The sequence below is a fragment of the Streptomyces sp. NP-1717 genome, assembly GCF_022695985.1.
Lineage (GTDB): Bacteria > Actinomycetota > Actinomycetes > Streptomycetales > Streptomycetaceae > Streptomyces.
This window is the reverse complement of sequence record NZ_JAAPBF010000016.1, coordinates 1-16483: the sequence shown is the minus strand read 5'-3', so window position 1 is coordinate 16483 and position 16483 is coordinate 1. Positions and strand designations below refer to the sequence as shown.

The window sequence follows — 16483 nt, the reverse complement described above, 5'->3', positions numbered from 1 at the left end:
CTTGTCCTGTGACTGAGATTGACGCAAAGATCGATGCTCTCGTCCCTGCCTGGCTTCACCTGCCCGATATCGCTGAAATGCTCGATATCGAGGTGACGCGTGTGCGACAGCTGGTGAAGGAAGGCCAGCTGATCGCAGTGCGCCGCGGTGAGAATCGGGCGCTCCAGGTGCCGGCCGCCTTCATCGACGGCAAGAAGGTCGTCAAGGGCCTCGCCGGCACCCTGACGCTCCTCAGGGACGACGGCTTCACCGACGAAGAGATGCTCGACTGGCTCTTCACTCCCGACCCGTCCCTGCCGGGCACGCCCGCGCAGGCCCTCAGCGAGAATCGCGGTACGGAGGTGAAGCGCCGCGCGCAGGCGCTCGCCGTCTGACGGCACCACCACCGGCCGTGCGCGGGCCGGGCCGCCCGGCCCGCGCACGGCCGTCATGGCAACGATCCGATGGGGGAGACCCGCATGCCCGCAGTGCCCGGTGCGCCCAGCGCACTCGATCTGCTGTCCGACGCCCGGCTCTATCTCTGCACGGACGCACGGAAGCGGCAGGGGGACCTCCCCGAGTTCCTGGACGCCGTCCTCACCTCCGGTGTGGACATCGTGCAGCTGCGTGACAAGGGCATGGAGGCGGCCGAGGAGCTGGACCACCTCCAGGTCTTCGCCGAGGCCTGCCGGCGCCACGGCAAGCTCCTGGCCGTGAACGACCGGGCGGACGTGGCGCACGCCGTCGGTTCCGACGTGCTGCACCTCGGCCAGGGGGACCTGCCCGTCTCCGCCGCCCGGGCCATCCTCGGTACGGAGCTGCTGATCGGCCGCTCCACCCACTCCGAGACCGAGGTGATGGCGGCGGCGGGCGAGCCCGGTGTGGACTACTTCTGCGCGGGGCCCTGCTGGCCCACCCCGACCAAGCCCGGCCGGCCCGCCCCCGGGCTCGGCCTCGTGCGGTACGCGGCGTCGCTGGCCACCCGGCGCCCGTGGTTCGCGATCGGCGGGATCGACGCGGGCAACCTCGAAGAGGTGCTGGACGCCGGGGCCCGCCGGGTCGTGGTCGTACGGGCCCTCACGGAGGCGGACGATCCGGCCATGGCGGCCGCCGGTATCGCCAAGCGCGTACGGGACAGAGTCGCCTGACCGGGCCGCCGTCGCCGCTCCGGCACCCGCCCCGGAGCCCCGGATCCTCGCCCTCCGGTGGAGGCCCACTGTCCGAGGGGTGGACAGGCTTGGTGTGAAATGGACAAAAGGGCCTGCTCTGGTTGGGTGATCGCCGTGCCCTCGATAACCTTCCGGTATGGCCCTTGGTACTGCTTCGACCAGGACGGATCACGCTCGCACGGTGCGTGACCTACTCGCGACCGGCAAATTGTCGTACTCGTTCGAGTTCTGGGCGCCCAAGACGGAGAAGGGCGAGCGCAATCTCTGGAACGCGCTGCGCCGGGTCGAGGCCGTCGCCCCGAACTTCGTCTCGGTGACCTACGGCGCCGGCGGCTCCACCCGCGCGGGCACGGTCAAGGCCACCCAGCAGATCGCCTCCGACACCACACTGACCCCGGTCGCCCACCTCACGGCCGTGAACCACTCGGTCGCCGAGCTGCGGAACATGATCGGGCAGTACGCGGACGCCGGGATCCGGAACATCCTCGCCGTGCGCGGGGACCCGCCCGGCGACCCCATGGGCGAGTGGGTCAAGCACCCCGAGGGCGTGACGTACGCGGCCGACCTGGTCCGTCTGATCAAGGAGTCCGGCGACTTCTGCGTGGGCGTCGCCGCCTTCCCCGAGATGCATCCGCGCTCGCCCGACTGGGAGAGCGACATCCGGCACTTCGTGGCCAAGTGCCGCGCGGGCGCCGACTACGCCATCACCCAGATGTTCTTCGACCCCGAGGACTATCTGCGGCTGCGGGACAAGGTCGCGGCGGCCGGCTGCGACACCCCGATCATCCCGGAGATCATGCCGGTCACCAACGTCCGGCAGATCGAGCGCTTCTCGCAGCTCAGCAACGCGGCGCTGCCCCCGGCACTGAAAGAGCGGATCCTCTCCGCCGCGGAGGATCCCGCCGCTGTACGCTCCATCGGTATCGAGTACGCGACTGAGTTCTGCGCGACGCTGCGCGCGGAGGGTGTCCCCGGACTCCACTTCATTACACTCAACAACTCCACGGCGACGCTCGAAATTTACGAGAATCTCGGACTGCACGAGCAGTCGTGACCGGTCGTACCCGCCCCGACCCGGGGCGGTGACCGCAGGAGAGGGGCGGGCATGGGCTGGACGGTCCTCTACATCGCGTTCGGCATCGTCGCGCTGTGGCTGCTGGGCGAAGTACTCCTCCAGTACAAGGCGCGGCTGCGTTGGCGACTTCTCGCCTTCACGGGTTTCGTCGGCGTGGTGCTGGGTGTCCTGCTCGCCTCCGTCCCCGTCATCGCCGTGGGCGCGATCGCGTTCGCGATCGGCCAGACCTATGTGACGCTCTCGTTCCGCCGCGGCTTCTCCACCGGCTGGGCGATCGGCGGCAGCCCCGGCGCCAGCCGCCGGCGCAGGGCCGGCGGTGGTGAGGCCGAGACCCGCGAACCGAGCCTGGAAGTCTCCGACTTGGAGTACCAGCCCGTCGCCGCGGACCCCATGGGCCCCGGCCCCGCACCCAGCGAGCCGCCGATCGCCGCGTCCGTCTACGAGCCGGAGCCGATGCCCGACGAGACCGGGCAGTACGGCGTGTACAGCGACGCCGCCTACCAGGCCACCCAGTACGGCAACTACGACCCGTACAACGGCTACGACGCGCCCACCGGACAGGACACCTACGCCGGCCACGACACCTACGCGGGCCAGGACGCCTACTCCGGCCAGGGCCACGACGCGTACGGCGCGGCGGACGCCTACGGGGCCGCTGACGCCTACGCGAGCCAGGGCCAGGACGTGTACGGCGGGCAGCAGGACCCGTACGCGGGCCAGAACGGCCAGGGCGGCCGGTACGACTACGACACGGGTCAGCAGCAGTACGCCGCCTACACCGACCCGTACGGCGCCGAGAACAGCGGCGGCGACTCCTACGGCGCGTACGACAGTTACGGCGGCCAGCAGCAGTACGCGGCCCCTTACGGTGACCAGAGCGGGCAGGGCGGCCAGACCGGATCGCCCGAGTACGGCGCGGACACGCCGCCCGGCGGGGTCTGGGTCCCGCAGCAGCGCGAGGGCGACAACGTCCCCCCGATGCCGCAGCAGGCGCCCGAGCAGTACGGCTACGACCCCAACTACGACGAGCAGCGCTACCGCTACTGACGGGCGCTCAACTCCCGCCACGTCCCGGCGGGTTCACCCGGCGCCGGGCGTCCCGGCCGGGGCGCGGCGGGACTTCAGCGCGACCCGCGGAACTCCGCGCCCTCGACGATCAGCCCGGCGACCAGCGTCCCGGACATGCCCGCGTGCGCCAGCCCGCCGCCCGGGTGCGCCTCACCGCCCACGACATAGAGACCGGGCAGCCGCGTGCTGTTCGCCGGGTGCAGCAGCCGGCCCTCCGCGCCCGCCAGTGAGGGCGCGGGCACCGAACCGCCCCGTGCCCCGGTCCCGGCCGCCGTGTCGGCCGGCGTACGGATCTCCCGCCAGCACAGCCGCTCCCGCAGCTCGGGCACGGCGGCGCCGGCCGTCTCCATCAGCACGTCGGCGTACCGCTCACGCAGTCCGGCGCCGTTCCAGTCCACCGGACCGTGCGGTGCGACGGTCGCCGTGAGGGTGAGCGCCTCGTGCCCGTCGTCCGGACGCGTCGTCGGGTCGTCGGGCCGCAGCACCGTGACCGTGGGCCGCTCCGCCGTCCGCCCGGAGAACACCGCGCCGGCCTCGCCGACGCCGTCGGGGGAGTGGACCACCGTCCGGTGCGCTGTGCCGTCCGGCCTGCCGCCACGCAGGGCCAGCAGCACCGTGAACCTGCCGGGGACCGACGGAGCCCCGCTCCCGCCCGCACCGCCGCCCTGGGGCCGTACGTCGTCGTCCCCCCACAACTCCCGGTCCACGAGGGCCGCGGGGGCCGTGCCCGCCACCACGTGGTCCGCCTCCACGACCGTGGGGGCGGACGCGGCCGGCCCCGGCGCCAGCTCCACACCGGCGGCGCGGCCGTCCTTCTCGACGATCCGGACCACATCGGCCCGGAACACGAACTCCACCCGGCGCGCCAGGCACCGCTCGTACACCGCGTGCGCCAGCGCCCGCATCCCGCCCCGCACGTACCAGCTGCCGAACGTCTGCTCCATGTACGGCAGAAGGGCGGCGCTCGCGGGGGTGCGCCGCGGATCGAGTCCGTACGACAGCACGTACCCCTCGAACAGCGCGGCGAGCCGGCGGTCCGCCAACTCGCCCGTCCCCACCTCGGCGACGGTGCCCGCGACCCGTGGCGCGCGCAGCAGCCTGCGCCGCCGGACGGCCGGATACGGATCGCGCCCCAGCACCTGCCAGTCGCCGCGCAGCGGCTCCTCCAACAGAGGCCGCCGCGAACGGTCCCAGGCGTCCCGGGCCCGGCCGAGGAAGTCTCCCCACCGTGCCCCGGCCCCCGCGCCGAGCGCGGCGTCCAGGGCCGAGACGACACCGGCGCGCGAGGTGTTCGGCAGGCACACGTCGGTGCCGTCCGGGAAGAGATGCCTGCTCGCCGGGTCGACCTGGGTCATCCGCACACACTCTTCGAGCGGCTTCTTGCCCGTCTTGAGGAACAGGTCCCGGTAGACGGCGGGCAGATGCAGCAGCGTGGGGCCCGTGTCGTACGCGAACCCGTCGCGCTCGAACCGGCCCAGGGCGCCGCCGTACGTCGCCGAGCGCTCGTACACCGTCACCCGGTGCCCCGCCACCGCCAGCCGGGCAGCCGCCGCCATCGCGCCCATCCCGGCGCCGATCACCGCAATTCGTGCCATGGAAGTGGACCTTAGCGGCCTGTTTCACCGGCGCGTCGGCCGGGATGCCGGGCCGGGGAGCGCGGGAGCGGCGGGAGCGGTCAGGGCGGCCACGACGTGGCGAGGCGCCGCTCCTCGCGTCTGCGCGCCCTGCGCTGCCGGAACCCGCGGATCTTCGAGGCCAGGAAGACGACGATCACGATGCCGAGCAGCAGCAGGCCGCCCGCGACGATCGCGGCGGCGAGCGGGTGGAAGATCGCGAACGTGATGATCCCGGCGACGCCGAGGTCCTCCACGGTGCTCACGGCGATGTTGCTGAACGGCTCCGGGGAGGTGTTGACCGCCATCCTCGTGCCGGCCTTCACCAGATGGCTCACCAGGGCGGTCGATCCGCCGACGGCGCCCGCCGTGATCTCCGGGAGCGAACCGCTCTGCCCGGCGAGCAGCGCCGCCACCACCGCGCCCGACAGCGGTCTGATCACCGTGTGCACGGAGTCCCAGACCGAGTCGACGTACGGGATCTTGTCCGCCACCGCCTCGCAGACGAAGAGCACACCCACGACGACCAGCACGTCGGTGCGCTGGAGCGACTCGGGGACCTCGTCGGTCAGCCCGGTCGCGCCGAAGATCCCGAGCAGTAGAACCACCGCGTACGCGTTGATCCCGCTGGCCCAGCCGCTGGTGAAGACAAGGGGAAGTACGGACACGGACGAGATCGTAGCCAGCGTGTGGGCCGGACGGGTGAGGATTCGAACGGGGTGGTGAGTATCCGTACCTAGTACATGAGATGAGTAGAGACGCGGATAGGCCCCCACCTGCGAAGACGGAAGAGTGTGGGGCACGGGAGAGGCGCGGCGCCGAAACCGCCGGCACGGGGCGGCGGAGCGGTGTGGCACCCCGACCGTTACGGGGTGAGGCGATGCGCCGCTCCGGTCGGGAGTGAGGAAACCCGACCGGAGCGGCGCATTTCCGCGTCCGCCCCCGGCCGTGCTCTCAGCGAGGAACGGGTCCGCTTCCGCCGACCTGTCCGCGCAGGAGTAACGAGAGCGCCGAGTGCACGTCGTCGATCGACCGCTCGGGCTGGAACGCCTGCCAGTCCAGGGCCGCCACCAGCACCATTCCCACCAGGGCGGCGGCTGTGAGCGGGACATCGATCCCACGGCTCAGTTCACCGCGGTCGATCCCCTCCTGAAGCACCTTCTCCACGACGGAGACGGCCTGCTGACGCACCACCAGCAGCGTGGACTGCCACGCGCGGTTGGTGCGCCAGAGCTCGGCCACGTACAGCCGGGTGAACGCCGGATGGCGGTCGATGAAGGCGAGGCCCGCACGGACCATGGCGTCCAGCGCCTCCACGCTGGTTCCGTCGCGCTCCGCCGTCTCGTCGGCCGCGGTCCGCAGGGACGCGGTCAGCATGCCGACGCCGTGCCGCAGAAGCTCCTCGAACAGCTCGGTCTTGCTCTTGAAGTTGTAGTAGACCGTGCCCTTGGCGACTCCGGCGCGCTCGGCGATCTCGTCGACGGTCGTCGCCGAGAAGCCCTGTTCGGCGATGAGCGTCACCGCGGCCTCGTAGAGCTTCTGTCGGGTGGCCCGCCGGCGGGTGCTGCTGCTGTCCATGCGCCCGATTCTCACAGGTGCCGACGCGGTCGGACGACGGATCTCAACAGGCCCCGGGCCGCTGCCCGTTCGGCGTCGGAGAGCTTGAGGCCGAGGTCGTCCACGGCGAGCAGCTGTGGCGGCCGATGAGCGCCACAGCCCCGGTCCGCCAGGTTGTGCCGACCAGTCAGTGCAAAAAGCTGCTCCGTACGAGCGGACGACGCAAAAGTGCAGGTCAGGGCGGATTGTCAGTGGTGTGCCCCACGATGGACACATACGGCCACAGAGCCGTCACAGAGACGACCAGGAGGTTCGTCATGGCCAGTTCCTACGCCGCAGCCGCACGCCGGCGAAGCACAGGCGGCCCTGCCCCCTCACTGACCGGCCCCGCGACCGACGTCCACCCCGTTCTGAGGCGCGCGACCGCGCCGCCCGCCGCCCTCGACCTGCTCGCGAAGGCCCGCACGGGCCTGGACGAGGCCGCCACCCTCGAAACCCCCAACGAGCGCTATGCCACGGCTCATCTGGCCGCCCTGCGCACCGCCGCGGCGGTCCTCGCCGCCCGTGGCCGGCCCGAGCCCGCGACGGGCCCGCGCCGCCGGCGCATACGGAGCGCCTGGGAAGTGCTGCCCGAGATCGTGCCCGAGCTGTCCGAATGGAGCGCCCTGTTCGCCTCCGGAGCCACCCGCAGGGCGCGGGCGGAGGCCGGCATACAGGGCGCGGCGAGCAACCGCGACGCCGACGATCTGCTGCGCGACGTGGCCATGTTCCTGCGCCTCGTGGAGAGGCTTCTCGTGCTCGAACCGGTACTGCCCCAGCCCAGGGCCGAACAGCCGGAGAAGGGCGGCGCCGCTGGGTGACGGGCAGAGGCGACCAAGGCAATAGGCTGTGCGGAACCTGCACCTTCACGCCCCGCGACCAGGGGCGGCACCGCGCCGAGGAGTCAACTGCCGTGTCGGACCCTTCCCCTGCCTTCGGTGGAGAGACGCCGTCGCGCCCCCGTAGCTCCCTGCGTACCGCCGTGGTGTGGGAGGTACTCGAACGCGCCCTCCACAGCCGCGCCGCCGCCGTGGGCGACGCGGCGGTCCTGGACGTCCTCGACACCGGAGGCGGCACGGGCAGCTTCGCCGTGCCCGTCGCCCGCCTCGGGCACCGGGTGACCGTCGTCGACCCGAGCCCCAACGCGCTGTTCGCGCTGGAGCGCCGGGCCGCCGAGGCGGGCGTCGCCGACCGCGTCAACGGTGTCCAGGGCGACATCCTCGGCCTGTTCGACGTGGTGGAGCGGGGCGGGTACGACGCCGTGCTCTGCCACGGTGTCCTGGAGTACGCCGACGACCCCGCCGAGGGCCTGCGGAACGCGGTCGGGGCGCTGCGTCCCGCCGGTGCGCTGAGCCTGCTCGCCGCGGGCCTCGGCGGCGCCGTACTCGCCAGGGCGCTCGCGGGGCACTTCACCGAGGCCCGGCAGGCGCTCACGGACGCGGCCGGCCGCTGGGGCGAGGGCGATCCGGTGCCCCGGCGCTTCACCGTCGAGCTGCTGACCGAACTGGTCGACAAGGCCGGCGCCGACGTGGGCGCCGTGCACGGTGTCCGGGTCTTCTCCGACCTGGTCCCGGGTGTTCTGGTGGACACTCAGCCGGGCGCTCTGGACGCCCTTCTGAAGCTGGAGGCGGCCGCCGCCGAACAGCCCTCGTTCCACTCCGTCGCGAGCCAGCTGCACGTCCTGGGCGAGAAGCGAGCCTGACAGAGAACGCCCGCGAGCACTGATCGAGGGGCTGATCAGCGACGCAGCTGCGGATGGAGTGCGCCACAGGCCCCCCGGCAGAGCGTTCGGCGCCGTATGATCGGGGTACGCCTTCCGGCATGACGGGTCGACGGTTGGGGAATCAACGCCTCAGCGGCCGAGTCGGCATGGCGGCCCGGATTGGCGAAATGGCGTAGAGGGCGGGTTTCACGGGGGCGAATCCCTGCCTATCCTGAAGGGGCCGCATACCGGTCGCCCCCCGCGACCGACGACTAGGAGGACTCCGTGCCGCTCTCGGAGCACGAGCAGCGAATGCTCGAGCAAATGGAGCGAGCGCTGTACGCCGAAGATCCCAAGTTCGCGACAGCGCTTGAGGGAAGCGGGCTGCGTACGTACACCCGGCGACGGGTCTACCAGGCGATCGCTGGCTTTCTCGTGGGTATCGCGCTCCTCATGACCGGTATGGTCGCCAAGCAGATCTGGATCGGCGTGGTGGGTTTCCTCGTCATGCTGGGCTGCGCGGTTCTCGCGGTCACCGGCTGGCGCAAGGCCCCGAAACCGGGTGAGCAGCAGGCATCCGGCGAGGCCACGGCCGACCGCCGGCAGCAGCAGCCTCGACAGCGCCGTTCGTTCATGAACCGGATCGAGCAGCGGTGGCAGCGTCGCCGTGACGAGCAGGGTCAGTAGTACGAACCCGAGGTTTCCGAACATGCAGTAGTGGTGCGACGGCCGTGAGATACGGCGGATACGGCTGAGGGGCGAGCGCGACACGCGCTCGCCCCTCAGCCGTATCCGTGTACGGCCCCGGAGCCCGGGCACGACGCGGCACCCGGACATACGCGAGGGGCGGGGGTCACAGGGCCCGTAAGCGCCCCATGACCCCCGCCCCGACCTTCGCGGCCCTGGTTCCCGGCCCCGCCCTGCTCAGCCCCGCTGCCGGGACGGCCTGCGGAACAGCGCCGCCCACCGGCGGCCCAGCTCCAGACGGCGCGCTCCCCAGCGATCGGAGACGGCGGCCCAGCGCTCGGCGAGCCCCCACATCACCCGAACGGACGAGCGCGGCAGGAAAAGCGCCCGCTGTCCGGTCCAGCGGCCCGCCGACCCACCCAGGCCCGCACGGACCCGCTGGGCGTCGTCGGCGAGACCCGTGACGGGCCGCGGCTCCGGCGCGTACAGCACCTGTTCCACGGCGCGCGCGACCCGGTGCACGGAATCGGCCGCGTCACCCTCCAGCCGCCCCAGCCGCACGATCCGGGCCGCCGTCCCGCGTGGTGTCCGCGATTCGTCGGGACGGATGCCGTAGTCCCAGGCGGTGTCGACGATCTCCCGCCACGCCCCCAGCACACGGGCCGTGGCATCGGCGGGCGAACGGCCCCCGGAACCGAGACGCCGGGCCCGGACCCGGGTGCGCCACAGCAATGGCAGCAGGGGCAGCAGCAGGACGGCGAGGACGCCCAGCGTGATGGCGGTCACCGTCCCCGCGGATGTTCCCGAGTCGGTCGGGGGCAGCGCTCCGGCCGAAGCGGTCGGCCCGCACTCGCCGCTCCTGGCGGCCTCCGGCGGGCAGCTGTCCGAGGTGGACGGCTGCGAGGTCGGCGCGGACGACGTGCTGGCCTCGGGCTCGGCCGGGTCGCTCGCGTCGCCCGAGGGCGCCTCGGGGATGGTGTAGTCCGGTGCGCTGCCCCGGCTCGGCGTCGGCTCGAAGCGGGTCCAGCCGACACCCTCGAAGTACAGCTCGGGCCAGGCGTGCGCGTCACGGAGCCCGACGGACATCGTGCCGTCCGACTGCGGTGTGCCCGGTGTGAAGCCCACCGCCACCCGCGCGGGGATGCCCAGCGTGCGGGCCATCGCCGCCATCGAGAAGGAGAAGTGGACGCAGAAGCCCTCCTTCTCCCGGAGGAAGCGGCTGATGGCCGAGACACCCGTGCCGGAGGCGACCTGGGTGTCGTAGGTGAAGCCGCCGTCCACGGCGAACCAGTCCTGGAGCCTGACCGCCCTCTCGTAGTCGTTCGCCGCGCCCTCGGTCACCTCGCGCGCGGTGGCCTCGACCTCCTCCGGCAGGACCTCCGGCACCTTGGTGTACTCCCGCACGAGGGAGGCCGGGGGCTTCGGCGCCGTCGCGAGCTGCTCGCGGGTCGGCTCCACCAGCAGGCTGGTCACCTGGTACTGGGCACCCCGCGTGGTCTCCCCGCGGTCGCCGACCAGGGTCCGGCCGCTCGGCTCGAAGCGCCAGCGCCCCTCGATGTCCACCTCCGAAGCCGGATAGGGCATCGGGAGATAGTTCTGCCGGTACCAACCGGCGGCGGAGATACTCGTCTTGATCTCGGTGACGCTCACGTCGCCGCTCAGACCGGGCGGACCCGGGAGCCTGTTCGGAACGTCCTCGACGCTGCGCTGGGAGAACCGCCAGGACGTGCCGTCGAAGTCGTCCAGCGCCATGATCCGCAGATACAGGTTCTGGGTGCTCTCGGCGTTCGTCCGGTACCGCAACGCCTCCCGGTCCTCGGGCTGGTTGAGGTTGTCCTGGAGCGACACCAGCGGGTTGACGGCGGAGATCGTGCCGCCGCCCAGACCCGAACCCGACCCGGCTCCCGTGCCGTTGAGCAGTCCGCCGTTCAGCGACGGCAGCGCGGCGGGCACCACCAGCGCGATGCCCAGCGCCATCACACCGATCCGGTGGCCGGAACGGATCGGGGCCGCGGTGCTGCCCCCGGTGTCCATCCCGGAGGCCGTACGGCCCGGAGCACGCGCGGCGCCGCCGAAGACCCGGCCCCACTGGGAGAGCCGGTCCCGGCCCTCGGCCAGCAGCAACAGCAGATAGCCGGTGGCCGCCAGCAGGAACCACAGCCAGGAGGCGTCGCCGCCGGAGAGACCCGCGGCGACCGAGTACAGCGCGAGCAGCGGCAGTCCGGCCGGCGCCGCGCTGCGGAACGTCACGGCGAGCGCGTCCACGGCGAGACCGATGACCAGCACGCCACCGACCAGCATCAGCCGGATGCCGTTGGTCGACGGTGCCGGAACCGAGTACCGCGCGACCTCCTCGCCGCCCTGGTTCAGCAGCTCACCGAAGCGCAGGAAGACGTCCGGGCCGGGCAGCAGACCGAACAGGGCCTGCTCCGAGGCGAAGACCACCGTGAGCATCAGCAGCCCGGCGGCCGCCTGGAGCGCCACGGTCAGCGTCCTGGCCAGCGGCACCCGCCGGCCGAGTGCGCCCACACCTGTCAGGACCGCCACCATGAAGGCCGCCTGGATGATCCAGGTGGCCGGATCGACCAGCGGCAGCAGAGCGCTCGCCGCCATCATCGTGGCGGCGAACGCGCACAGCGCCAGCCTCGCGCGACCGCTCATGACCATCCTCCGGAGAAGCCTGCCGAGCCCTCTGTCACACCCGAATCGGTGCGCTGTTGTGCCGCCCGCTGCCACAGGTCGGGCAGTGCGACGCCGGCGGGCACCGCGAGGGCGTTCCAGCCGGACTCGCGCAACCGCCGCAGCCGGTCCTGGACCCCCGCGGGCGGTTCACCCTCGTCGTGCACCCAGCCGGAGCTGTCCAGGACGAAGGCCACCGCGGCGCCGCTGCGACGGCGCATACGGCAGGCCACCGCGGTCTGCTCCTCGTCGAGATCGCCGAGGAAGGCGACCAGCAGCCCCTCGGTCCCGCCGCGCAGCACGTCGTACGCGCGCGAGAGACCGGCCCCGTCGGAGTGGTCGACGACGGCGAGTGTGTCCATCATCAGTCCGGCCGCGTCGGCGGACTCCTGTGCCGAACCGGCGAATCCGTCGGCGCCCTGGGCGGGCACCGAACTCCCCGTGTCCGTCAACAGCCGGACGGCGAAGCCCCGTTCCCGCATGTGCACCAGTGTGGACGCCGCGCCCGACACCGCCCATTCGAAGGCCGAGTCGGGACCCGCGCCCTGATAGGCGAGCCGCCGGGTGTCGAGCAGCACCGTGCACCTGGCCCGCTGCGGCTGCTCCTCGCGACGCACCATCAGCTCGCCGTAGCGCGCGGTGGAGCGCCAGTGCACCCGGCGCAGGTCGTCGCCGTGCCGGTAGCCGCGCGGGATGACGTCGTCCTCGCCGGCCAGCGACAGCGAGCGCTGCCGCCCGTCTCCGTACCCCGACGTCGCGCCCGCCAGCCGCACCGGTGGCAGCGGCTCGGTGCGCGGTATGACGGTCAGGGTGTCGTGGGCGCTGAAGGACCGCGTCAGCTCGCACATCCCGAACGGGTCGCTCAGCCGCAACTGCAGCGGCCCGAGCGGATAACGCCCGCGCAGGTCGGAGCGCACCCGGTAGGAGACCTCGCGGCGCCCGCCCGCCTCCACCCGGTCCAGGACGAACCGGGGGCGCGGGCCCAGCACGTACGGCACATGGTCCTGGAGCATCAGCAGACCGGTGGGCAGCCGCGACACGTTGTCCATCCGCAGATGGACACGCGCCTCGGACCCCGCCGGCACGCGCGACGGCGAGAGCCGCCTGCTGCCCGCGACCCGGTAGCGCGTGCGGTACAGCACGCCCACACAGACCAGCGGCAGGACGGCCAGGAGCATCCCCACCCGGAGCAGATCCGCCTGACCGAGGACGTACGCGCAGACCGCCGCCGCGATGCCCGCGGCGAAGAACGACCGGCCGCGGGTGGTGAGACCGCCCAGCGCCGCCCGCAGACCGCCTCGGTCCTCCCTCTCCGAGGTGGTGGCGCCGGGCTCCATCACAGCCGCCGGACGCCCGGCTGCTGCCGGTCGTAGAGCGGCGCGGCGGCCATGGGCGCCTTCCGGCCGCCGTCGGCCGTCGGCACCGGGACGCGCTGGAGGATCTCCAGCACCACCTGCTCCGCGGTCCGGCGGTTGAGCTGTGCCTGCGCGGTCGGCAGCAGCCGGTGGGCCAGCACCGCGGCGGCCAGCGCCTGCACGTCGTCCGGCAGCGCGTACTCCCGGCCGCTCAGCGCGGCGGACGCCTTCGCCGCGCGCACCAGATGCAGCGTCGCGCGCGGTGAGGCGCCCAGTCTGAGATCCGGGTGGTTACGGGTCGCCGCGACCAGCTCCACCGCGTACCGCCGTACGGAGTCGGCCACATGGACCTTGCGCACCGCGTCGATCAGCTTCACGATGTCGTGCGCGTGGGCCACCGGCTGGAGGTCGTCCAGCGGCGAGAGACCGCCGTGCACGTCCAGCATCTCCAACTCGGCCTCCGCGCTGGGATAACCGATGGAGACCCTGGCCATGAAACGGTCGCGCTGCGCCTCGGGCAGCGGATAGGTGCCCTCCATCTCGACCGGGTTCTGCGTCGCCACCACCATGAAGGGGCTGGGCAGTTCGTACGTCTGCCCGTCGATGGTGACCTGGCGCTCCTCCATCGACTCCAGCAGCGCCGACTGCGTCTTCGGCGAAGCGCGGTTGATCTCGTCGCCGATCACGATCTGCGCGAAGATCGCCCCGGGCTTGAACTCGAAGTCCCGGCGCTGCTGGTCGTAGATGGAGACCCCGGTGATGTCCGAGGGCAGCAGGTCGGGCGTGAACTGGATACGCCGGACCGAGCAGTCGATGGAACGTGCCAGCGCCTTGGCCAGCATGGTCTTGCCGACGCCGGGGACATCCTCGATGAGGAGATGTCCCTCGGCGAGCAGCACTGTCAGCGAAAGCCGTACGACCTCAGGCTTGCCCTCGATCACACCCTCCACCGATGCGCGGACACGCTCCGCTGTGGTGGTCAGATCTGTGAGGCTCGCTCGATCGTCATAGGTCGTCACCCGGCCCTCCTCGGCCCGTTCATACGGGCCGGGGCTCTTCTCACGGCCCGGCCCACCCCGAAATACGGACGCCGCGCCCGGAAGGTTCCGGGGCGCCGCCGTCACTCACGCATTCTTGTTGCCGTTACCGCTTCGTGTCACTCGCCTGTGGATAAGTGGGTGTGAATTGCCGGAGTTGCCGCGTTTCTGGTGCGGGCGACGCGGTCAGTTCGCCGGTTCGATCTCCCGCAGAAGGCCGGTCGACACGTCGAAGACGAAGCCGCGTACGTCGTCGGTGTGCAGGAGGAACGGTGAGGTCCGCACCCGCTGCATCGACTGCCGTACGTCCTGGTCCACGTCCCTGAAGGACTCCACGGCCCAGGCCGGACGCTGTCCGACCTCCATTTCCAGTTCGTGCCTGAAGTCCTCGGTGATGGCCTCCAGACCGCAGCCGGTGTGGTGGATGAGGACGACGCTGCGGGTCTGGAGCGCCCGCTGGCTGATGGTGAGTGAGCGGATGACGTCGTCGGTGACGACGCCGCCCGCGTTGCGGATCGTATGACAGTCGCCGAGCTCCAGGCCCAGCGCGTCGTGCAGGTCGAGGCGGGCGTCCATGCAGGCGACCACGGCGACGCGCAGCACGGGGCGGGCGTCCATGCCCGGGTCGTCGAAGTCTTTCGCGTAGTGCCGGTTGGCGTCCACGAGTCGATCGGTGACCGTACCGTCGGTTCGGGCCGTACCGGCGGATGCCTGGGCGGACTCGGCGGGGAGGTGCGCGGATGTCGACATACCTATAGACGTTAATGCTCACCCGCGCCGGAAGCCCGCTGTGCGACCGGACAAACATCGTCAACGAGGCCGGGTGTGAGGTAAGCCACACGGGTGCGGCTCGACGGGGCGAACGGGTGGCGCGCACCGTTTTCGCTTGCGCGCGATCGTGTCGCCACCCCGTCCGGACTCCATGCGATCTTCACCCGATCTTCGCCCGATCGGCGCCGCCGGCCCCTCCGCGGCGGGCCGGGCGACGCGCTGGCCGGTTGATTGACCGAGGGGGCCTGTGGACTAAAGTGACGCGAAGTTCACGGACATCTTGAACACTTACCGGAACACTCCCCGAATTCCCCCGCGTGTGCGGCGTACGTGCGGCTCGGCCTCCTCACGCTCGGCGGTACGTACATCCACGCCGGACCTGAGAGGGCGCATGAGCGAGCGCAGCCAGCGAACCAGGCCCCGCGAGGCCCGCGAATGACCGGCACCCGGCACGTTCCGGTGATGCTCGACCGGTGCCTCGGCCTGCTCGCCCCCGCCCTCGCCGAACCCGGCGCCGTCGTCGTCGACTGCACCCTCGGCCTCGGCGGCCACAGCGAGGCCCTGCTCACCACCTTCCCCGCCGCGCGGCTGGTCGCGCTCGACCGGGACAAGGAGGCGCTGCGGCTCTCCGGCGAGCGCCTCGCCCCGTTCGGCGACCGCGCCACCCTCGTGCACGCCGTCTACGACGAACTGCCCGACGTGCTCGACCGGCTGGGCATCCCACGCGTCCAGGGCGTGCTCTTCGACCTGGGCGTCTCGTCCATGCAACTCGACGAGGCGGAACGGGGGTTCGCGTACGCCCAGGACGCCCCGCTCGACATGCGCATGGACCAGTCGGCCGGCATGAGCGCCGCCGAGGTCCTGAACACCTACCCGCCGGGCGAACTGGTGCGGATCCTGCGGGCGTACGGCGAGGAGAAGCAGGCCAAGCGCATCGTGTCCGCGATCGTCAGGGAACGCGCCGTCGAGCCCTTCACCGACAGCGCCCGCCTGGTCGAACTCATCCGCGACGCCCTGCCGCAGGCCGCCAAACGCACCGGCGGCAACCCCGCCAAGCGCACCTTCCAGGCCCTGCGCATCGAGGTCAACGGCGAACTGTCCTCCGTGGAAGCCGCCGTCCCGGCCGCGGTGGCGTCCCTCGCGGTCGGCGGCCGTATCGCCGTACTCGCCTACCACTCCCTGGAAGACCGCCTCGTCAAGCAGGTCTTCGCGGCCGGCGCCGCCAACACGGCGCCGCCCGGCCTGCCCGTCGTGCCCGAGCGCTACCAGCCGAGGCTCAGACTGCTCACGCGCGGTGCCGAACTGCCCACCGAGGAAGAGGTCGCCGACAACCGACGGGCCGCTCCCGCCCGGCTGCGCGGCGCCGAGCGGATCCGGGAGGACGTGCGGTGAGGGGACCGGCCAGGAAGCTGAGGGGGCGCGCCGCGCGGCTCGCCCGGCTGATGCCGACGACCGGGCCGAGCACCGCGGCGCGTACCCCCTTCGTCCTGCTGGTCGTTCTCCTCCTCGGCGGGGGGCTGATCACCCTGCTCCTGCTGAACTCCTCACTCAACGTCGGGTCGTTCAAGCTGAGCGAGCTCAAGAAGCGGACCACCGACCTGACCGACGAGCAGCAGGCGCTCCAGCGGGACGTGGACGGCCTCTCCGCGCCCGACGCGCTGCAGCGCCGCGCCCGCGAACTCGGCATGGTGCCCGGCGGCAGCCCCGCCTTCCTCGGCCCGGACGGCGGGATCACCGGCGTCCCCTCCGAGG

General features: G+C 72.0%; 15 protein-coding genes and 2 pseudogenes. 9 read left to right on the top strand and 8 right to left on the bottom strand.

Annotated features, from left to right (window positions below; translation table 11 throughout):
- Positions 1-8: 8 nt before the first annotated feature.
- The 4 genes from GXP76_RS05560 to GXP76_RS05545 all read left to right on the top strand — a co-directional run bounded on the left by GXP76_RS05560 (position 9) and on the right by GXP76_RS05545 (position 3270).
- Entirely contained in the window at positions 9-374 is a 366-nt protein-coding gene (locus tag GXP76_RS05560) for an Rv2175c family DNA-binding protein (RefSeq protein WP_242570283.1), read from the top strand.
- 84 nt (positions 375-458) lie between these two features.
- Entirely contained in the window at positions 459-1127 is a 669-nt protein-coding gene (thiE, locus tag GXP76_RS05555) for a thiamine phosphate synthase (protein WP_242570282.1), read from the top strand.
- A 157-nt stretch (positions 1128-1284) separates the two neighbouring features.
- The gene (metF, locus tag GXP76_RS05550) at positions 1285-2202 is read left to right on the top strand and encodes a methylenetetrahydrofolate reductase [NAD(P)H] (protein ID WP_242570281.1); all 918 of its coding nucleotides are present in this window, start codon (positions 1285-1287) and stop codon (positions 2200-2202) included.
- 51 nt (positions 2203-2253) lie between these two features.
- Positions 2254-3270, top strand: coding sequence for a hypothetical protein (locus GXP76_RS05545; RefSeq protein WP_242570280.1), 1017 nt, complete (start codon positions 2254-2256; stop codon positions 3268-3270).
- A 74-nt stretch (positions 3271-3344) separates the two neighbouring features.
- Here the strand turns inward: GXP76_RS05545 and GXP76_RS05540 are convergent, their stop codons facing one another.
- The 4 genes and pseudogenes from GXP76_RS05540 to GXP76_RS35980 all read right to left on the bottom strand — a co-directional run.
- On the bottom strand, positions 3345-4886 hold the full coding sequence (locus GXP76_RS05540) for an NAD(P)/FAD-dependent oxidoreductase (RefSeq protein WP_242570279.1): 1542 nt from the start codon (positions 4884-4886) through the stop codon (positions 3345-3347).
- Between the two features lie 80 nt (positions 4887-4966).
- Entirely contained in the window at positions 4967-5572 is a 606-nt protein-coding gene (locus tag GXP76_RS05535; protein WP_242570278.1) for a DUF4126 domain-containing protein, read from the bottom strand.
- A 286-nt stretch (positions 5573-5858) separates the two neighbouring features.
- Complete coding sequence (locus GXP76_RS05530; RefSeq protein ID WP_242570277.1) at positions 5859-6482, bottom strand: TetR/AcrR family transcriptional regulator; 624 nt, start codon at positions 6480-6482, stop codon at positions 5859-5861.
- Positions 6483-6517: 35 nt separating this feature from the next.
- Positions 6518-6601: pseudogene (locus GXP76_RS35980) on the bottom strand (ABC transporter ATP-binding protein); the annotation flags it as partial.
- A 177-nt stretch (positions 6602-6778) separates the two neighbouring features.
- On the opposite strand from GXP76_RS35980, the gene GXP76_RS05520 reads away from it, so the two are divergent.
- The 3 genes from GXP76_RS05520 (at position 6779) to GXP76_RS05510 (ending at position 8889) form a co-directional block, all read left to right on the top strand.
- Positions 6779-7321: an SAV_6107 family HEPN domain-containing protein gene (locus GXP76_RS05520; protein WP_242570276.1), complete on the top strand. Its 543-nt coding sequence runs from the start codon at positions 6779-6781 to the stop codon at positions 7319-7321.
- A 92-nt stretch (positions 7322-7413) separates the two neighbouring features.
- Entirely contained in the window at positions 7414-8202 is a 789-nt protein-coding gene (locus GXP76_RS05515) for a methyltransferase (protein ID WP_242570275.1), read from the top strand.
- 285 nt (positions 8203-8487) lie between these two features.
- Entirely contained in the window at positions 8488-8889 is a 402-nt protein-coding gene (locus GXP76_RS05510; RefSeq protein WP_242570274.1) for a DUF3040 domain-containing protein, read from the top strand.
- A gap of 237 nt (positions 8890-9126) precedes the next feature.
- On the opposite strand, the gene GXP76_RS05505 is transcribed toward GXP76_RS05510, so the two are convergent.
- From GXP76_RS05505 to GXP76_RS05490, 4 genes are all read right to left on the bottom strand, one after another.
- Positions 9127-11550, bottom strand: a complete 2424-nt coding sequence (locus GXP76_RS05505; RefSeq protein ID WP_242570273.1) for a transglutaminaseTgpA domain-containing protein — start codon at positions 11548-11550, stop codon at positions 9127-9129.
- Positions 11547-12905, bottom strand: coding sequence for a DUF58 domain-containing protein (locus tag GXP76_RS05500; RefSeq protein WP_242570272.1), 1359 nt, complete (start codon positions 12903-12905; stop codon positions 11547-11549). Before GXP76_RS05500 ends, GXP76_RS05505 begins: the two co-directional genes overlap by 4 nt.
- The gene (locus tag GXP76_RS05495; RefSeq protein ID WP_242570271.1) at positions 12905-13942 is read right to left on the bottom strand and encodes a MoxR family ATPase; all 1038 of its coding nucleotides are present in this window, start codon (positions 13940-13942) and stop codon (positions 12905-12907) included. Before GXP76_RS05495 ends, GXP76_RS05500 begins: the two co-directional genes overlap by 1 nt.
- 204 nt (positions 13943-14146) lie before the next feature.
- Positions 14147-14710, bottom strand: coding sequence for a carbonic anhydrase (locus GXP76_RS05490; RefSeq protein WP_242570270.1), 564 nt, complete (start codon positions 14708-14710; stop codon positions 14147-14149).
- Positions 14711-15166: 456 nt separating this feature from the next.
- Here GXP76_RS05490 and rsmH point away from each other — a divergent pair, with 456 nt between their 5' ends.
- The gene (gene rsmH / locus GXP76_RS05485) at positions 15167-16123 is read left to right on the top strand and encodes a 16S rRNA (cytosine(1402)-N(4))-methyltransferase RsmH (protein WP_242570269.1); all 957 of its coding nucleotides are present in this window, start codon (positions 15167-15169) and stop codon (positions 16121-16123) included.
- A pseudogene (locus GXP76_RS05480) lies at positions 16120-16483 on the top strand (septum formation initiator); the annotation flags it as partial. The gene rsmH and the pseudogene GXP76_RS05480, both read left to right, overlap by 4 nt.

Excerpts from the sequence above, each read along its gene's own strand:
- thiE (WP_242570282.1), top strand. The coding sequence starts at position 459 with ATGCCCGCAGTGCCCGGTGCGCCCAGCGCACTCGATCTGCTGTCCGAC.
- metF (WP_242570281.1), top strand. The coding sequence starts at position 1,285 with ATGGCCCTTGGTACTGCTTCGACCAGGACGGATCACGCTCGCACGGTG.
- GXP76_RS05545 (WP_242570280.1), top strand. The coding sequence starts at position 2,254 with ATGGGCTGGACGGTCCTCTACATCGCGTTCGGCATCGTCGCGCTGTGG.
- GXP76_RS05540 (WP_242570279.1), bottom strand. The coding sequence starts at position 4,886 with ATGGCACGAATTGCGGTGATCGGCGCCGGGATGGGCGCGATGGCGGCG.
- GXP76_RS05530 (WP_242570277.1), bottom strand. The coding sequence starts at position 6,482 with ATGGACAGCAGCAGCACCCGCCGGCGGGCCACCCGACAGAAGCTCTAC.
- GXP76_RS05520 (WP_242570276.1), top strand. The coding sequence starts at position 6,779 with ATGGCCAGTTCCTACGCCGCAGCCGCACGCCGGCGAAGCACAGGCGGC.
- GXP76_RS05505 (WP_242570273.1), bottom strand. The coding sequence starts at position 11,550 with ATGAGCGGTCGCGCGAGGCTGGCGCTGTGCGCGTTCGCCGCCACGATG.
- GXP76_RS05500 (WP_242570272.1), bottom strand. The coding sequence starts at position 12,905 with ATGGAGCCCGGCGCCACCACCTCGGAGAGGGAGGACCGAGGCGGTCTG.
- GXP76_RS05490 (WP_242570270.1), bottom strand. The coding sequence starts at position 14,710 with ATGTCGACATCCGCGCACCTCCCCGCCGAGTCCGCCCAGGCATCCGCC.
- rsmH (WP_242570269.1), top strand. The coding sequence starts at position 15,167 with ATGACCGGCACCCGGCACGTTCCGGTGATGCTCGACCGGTGCCTCGGC.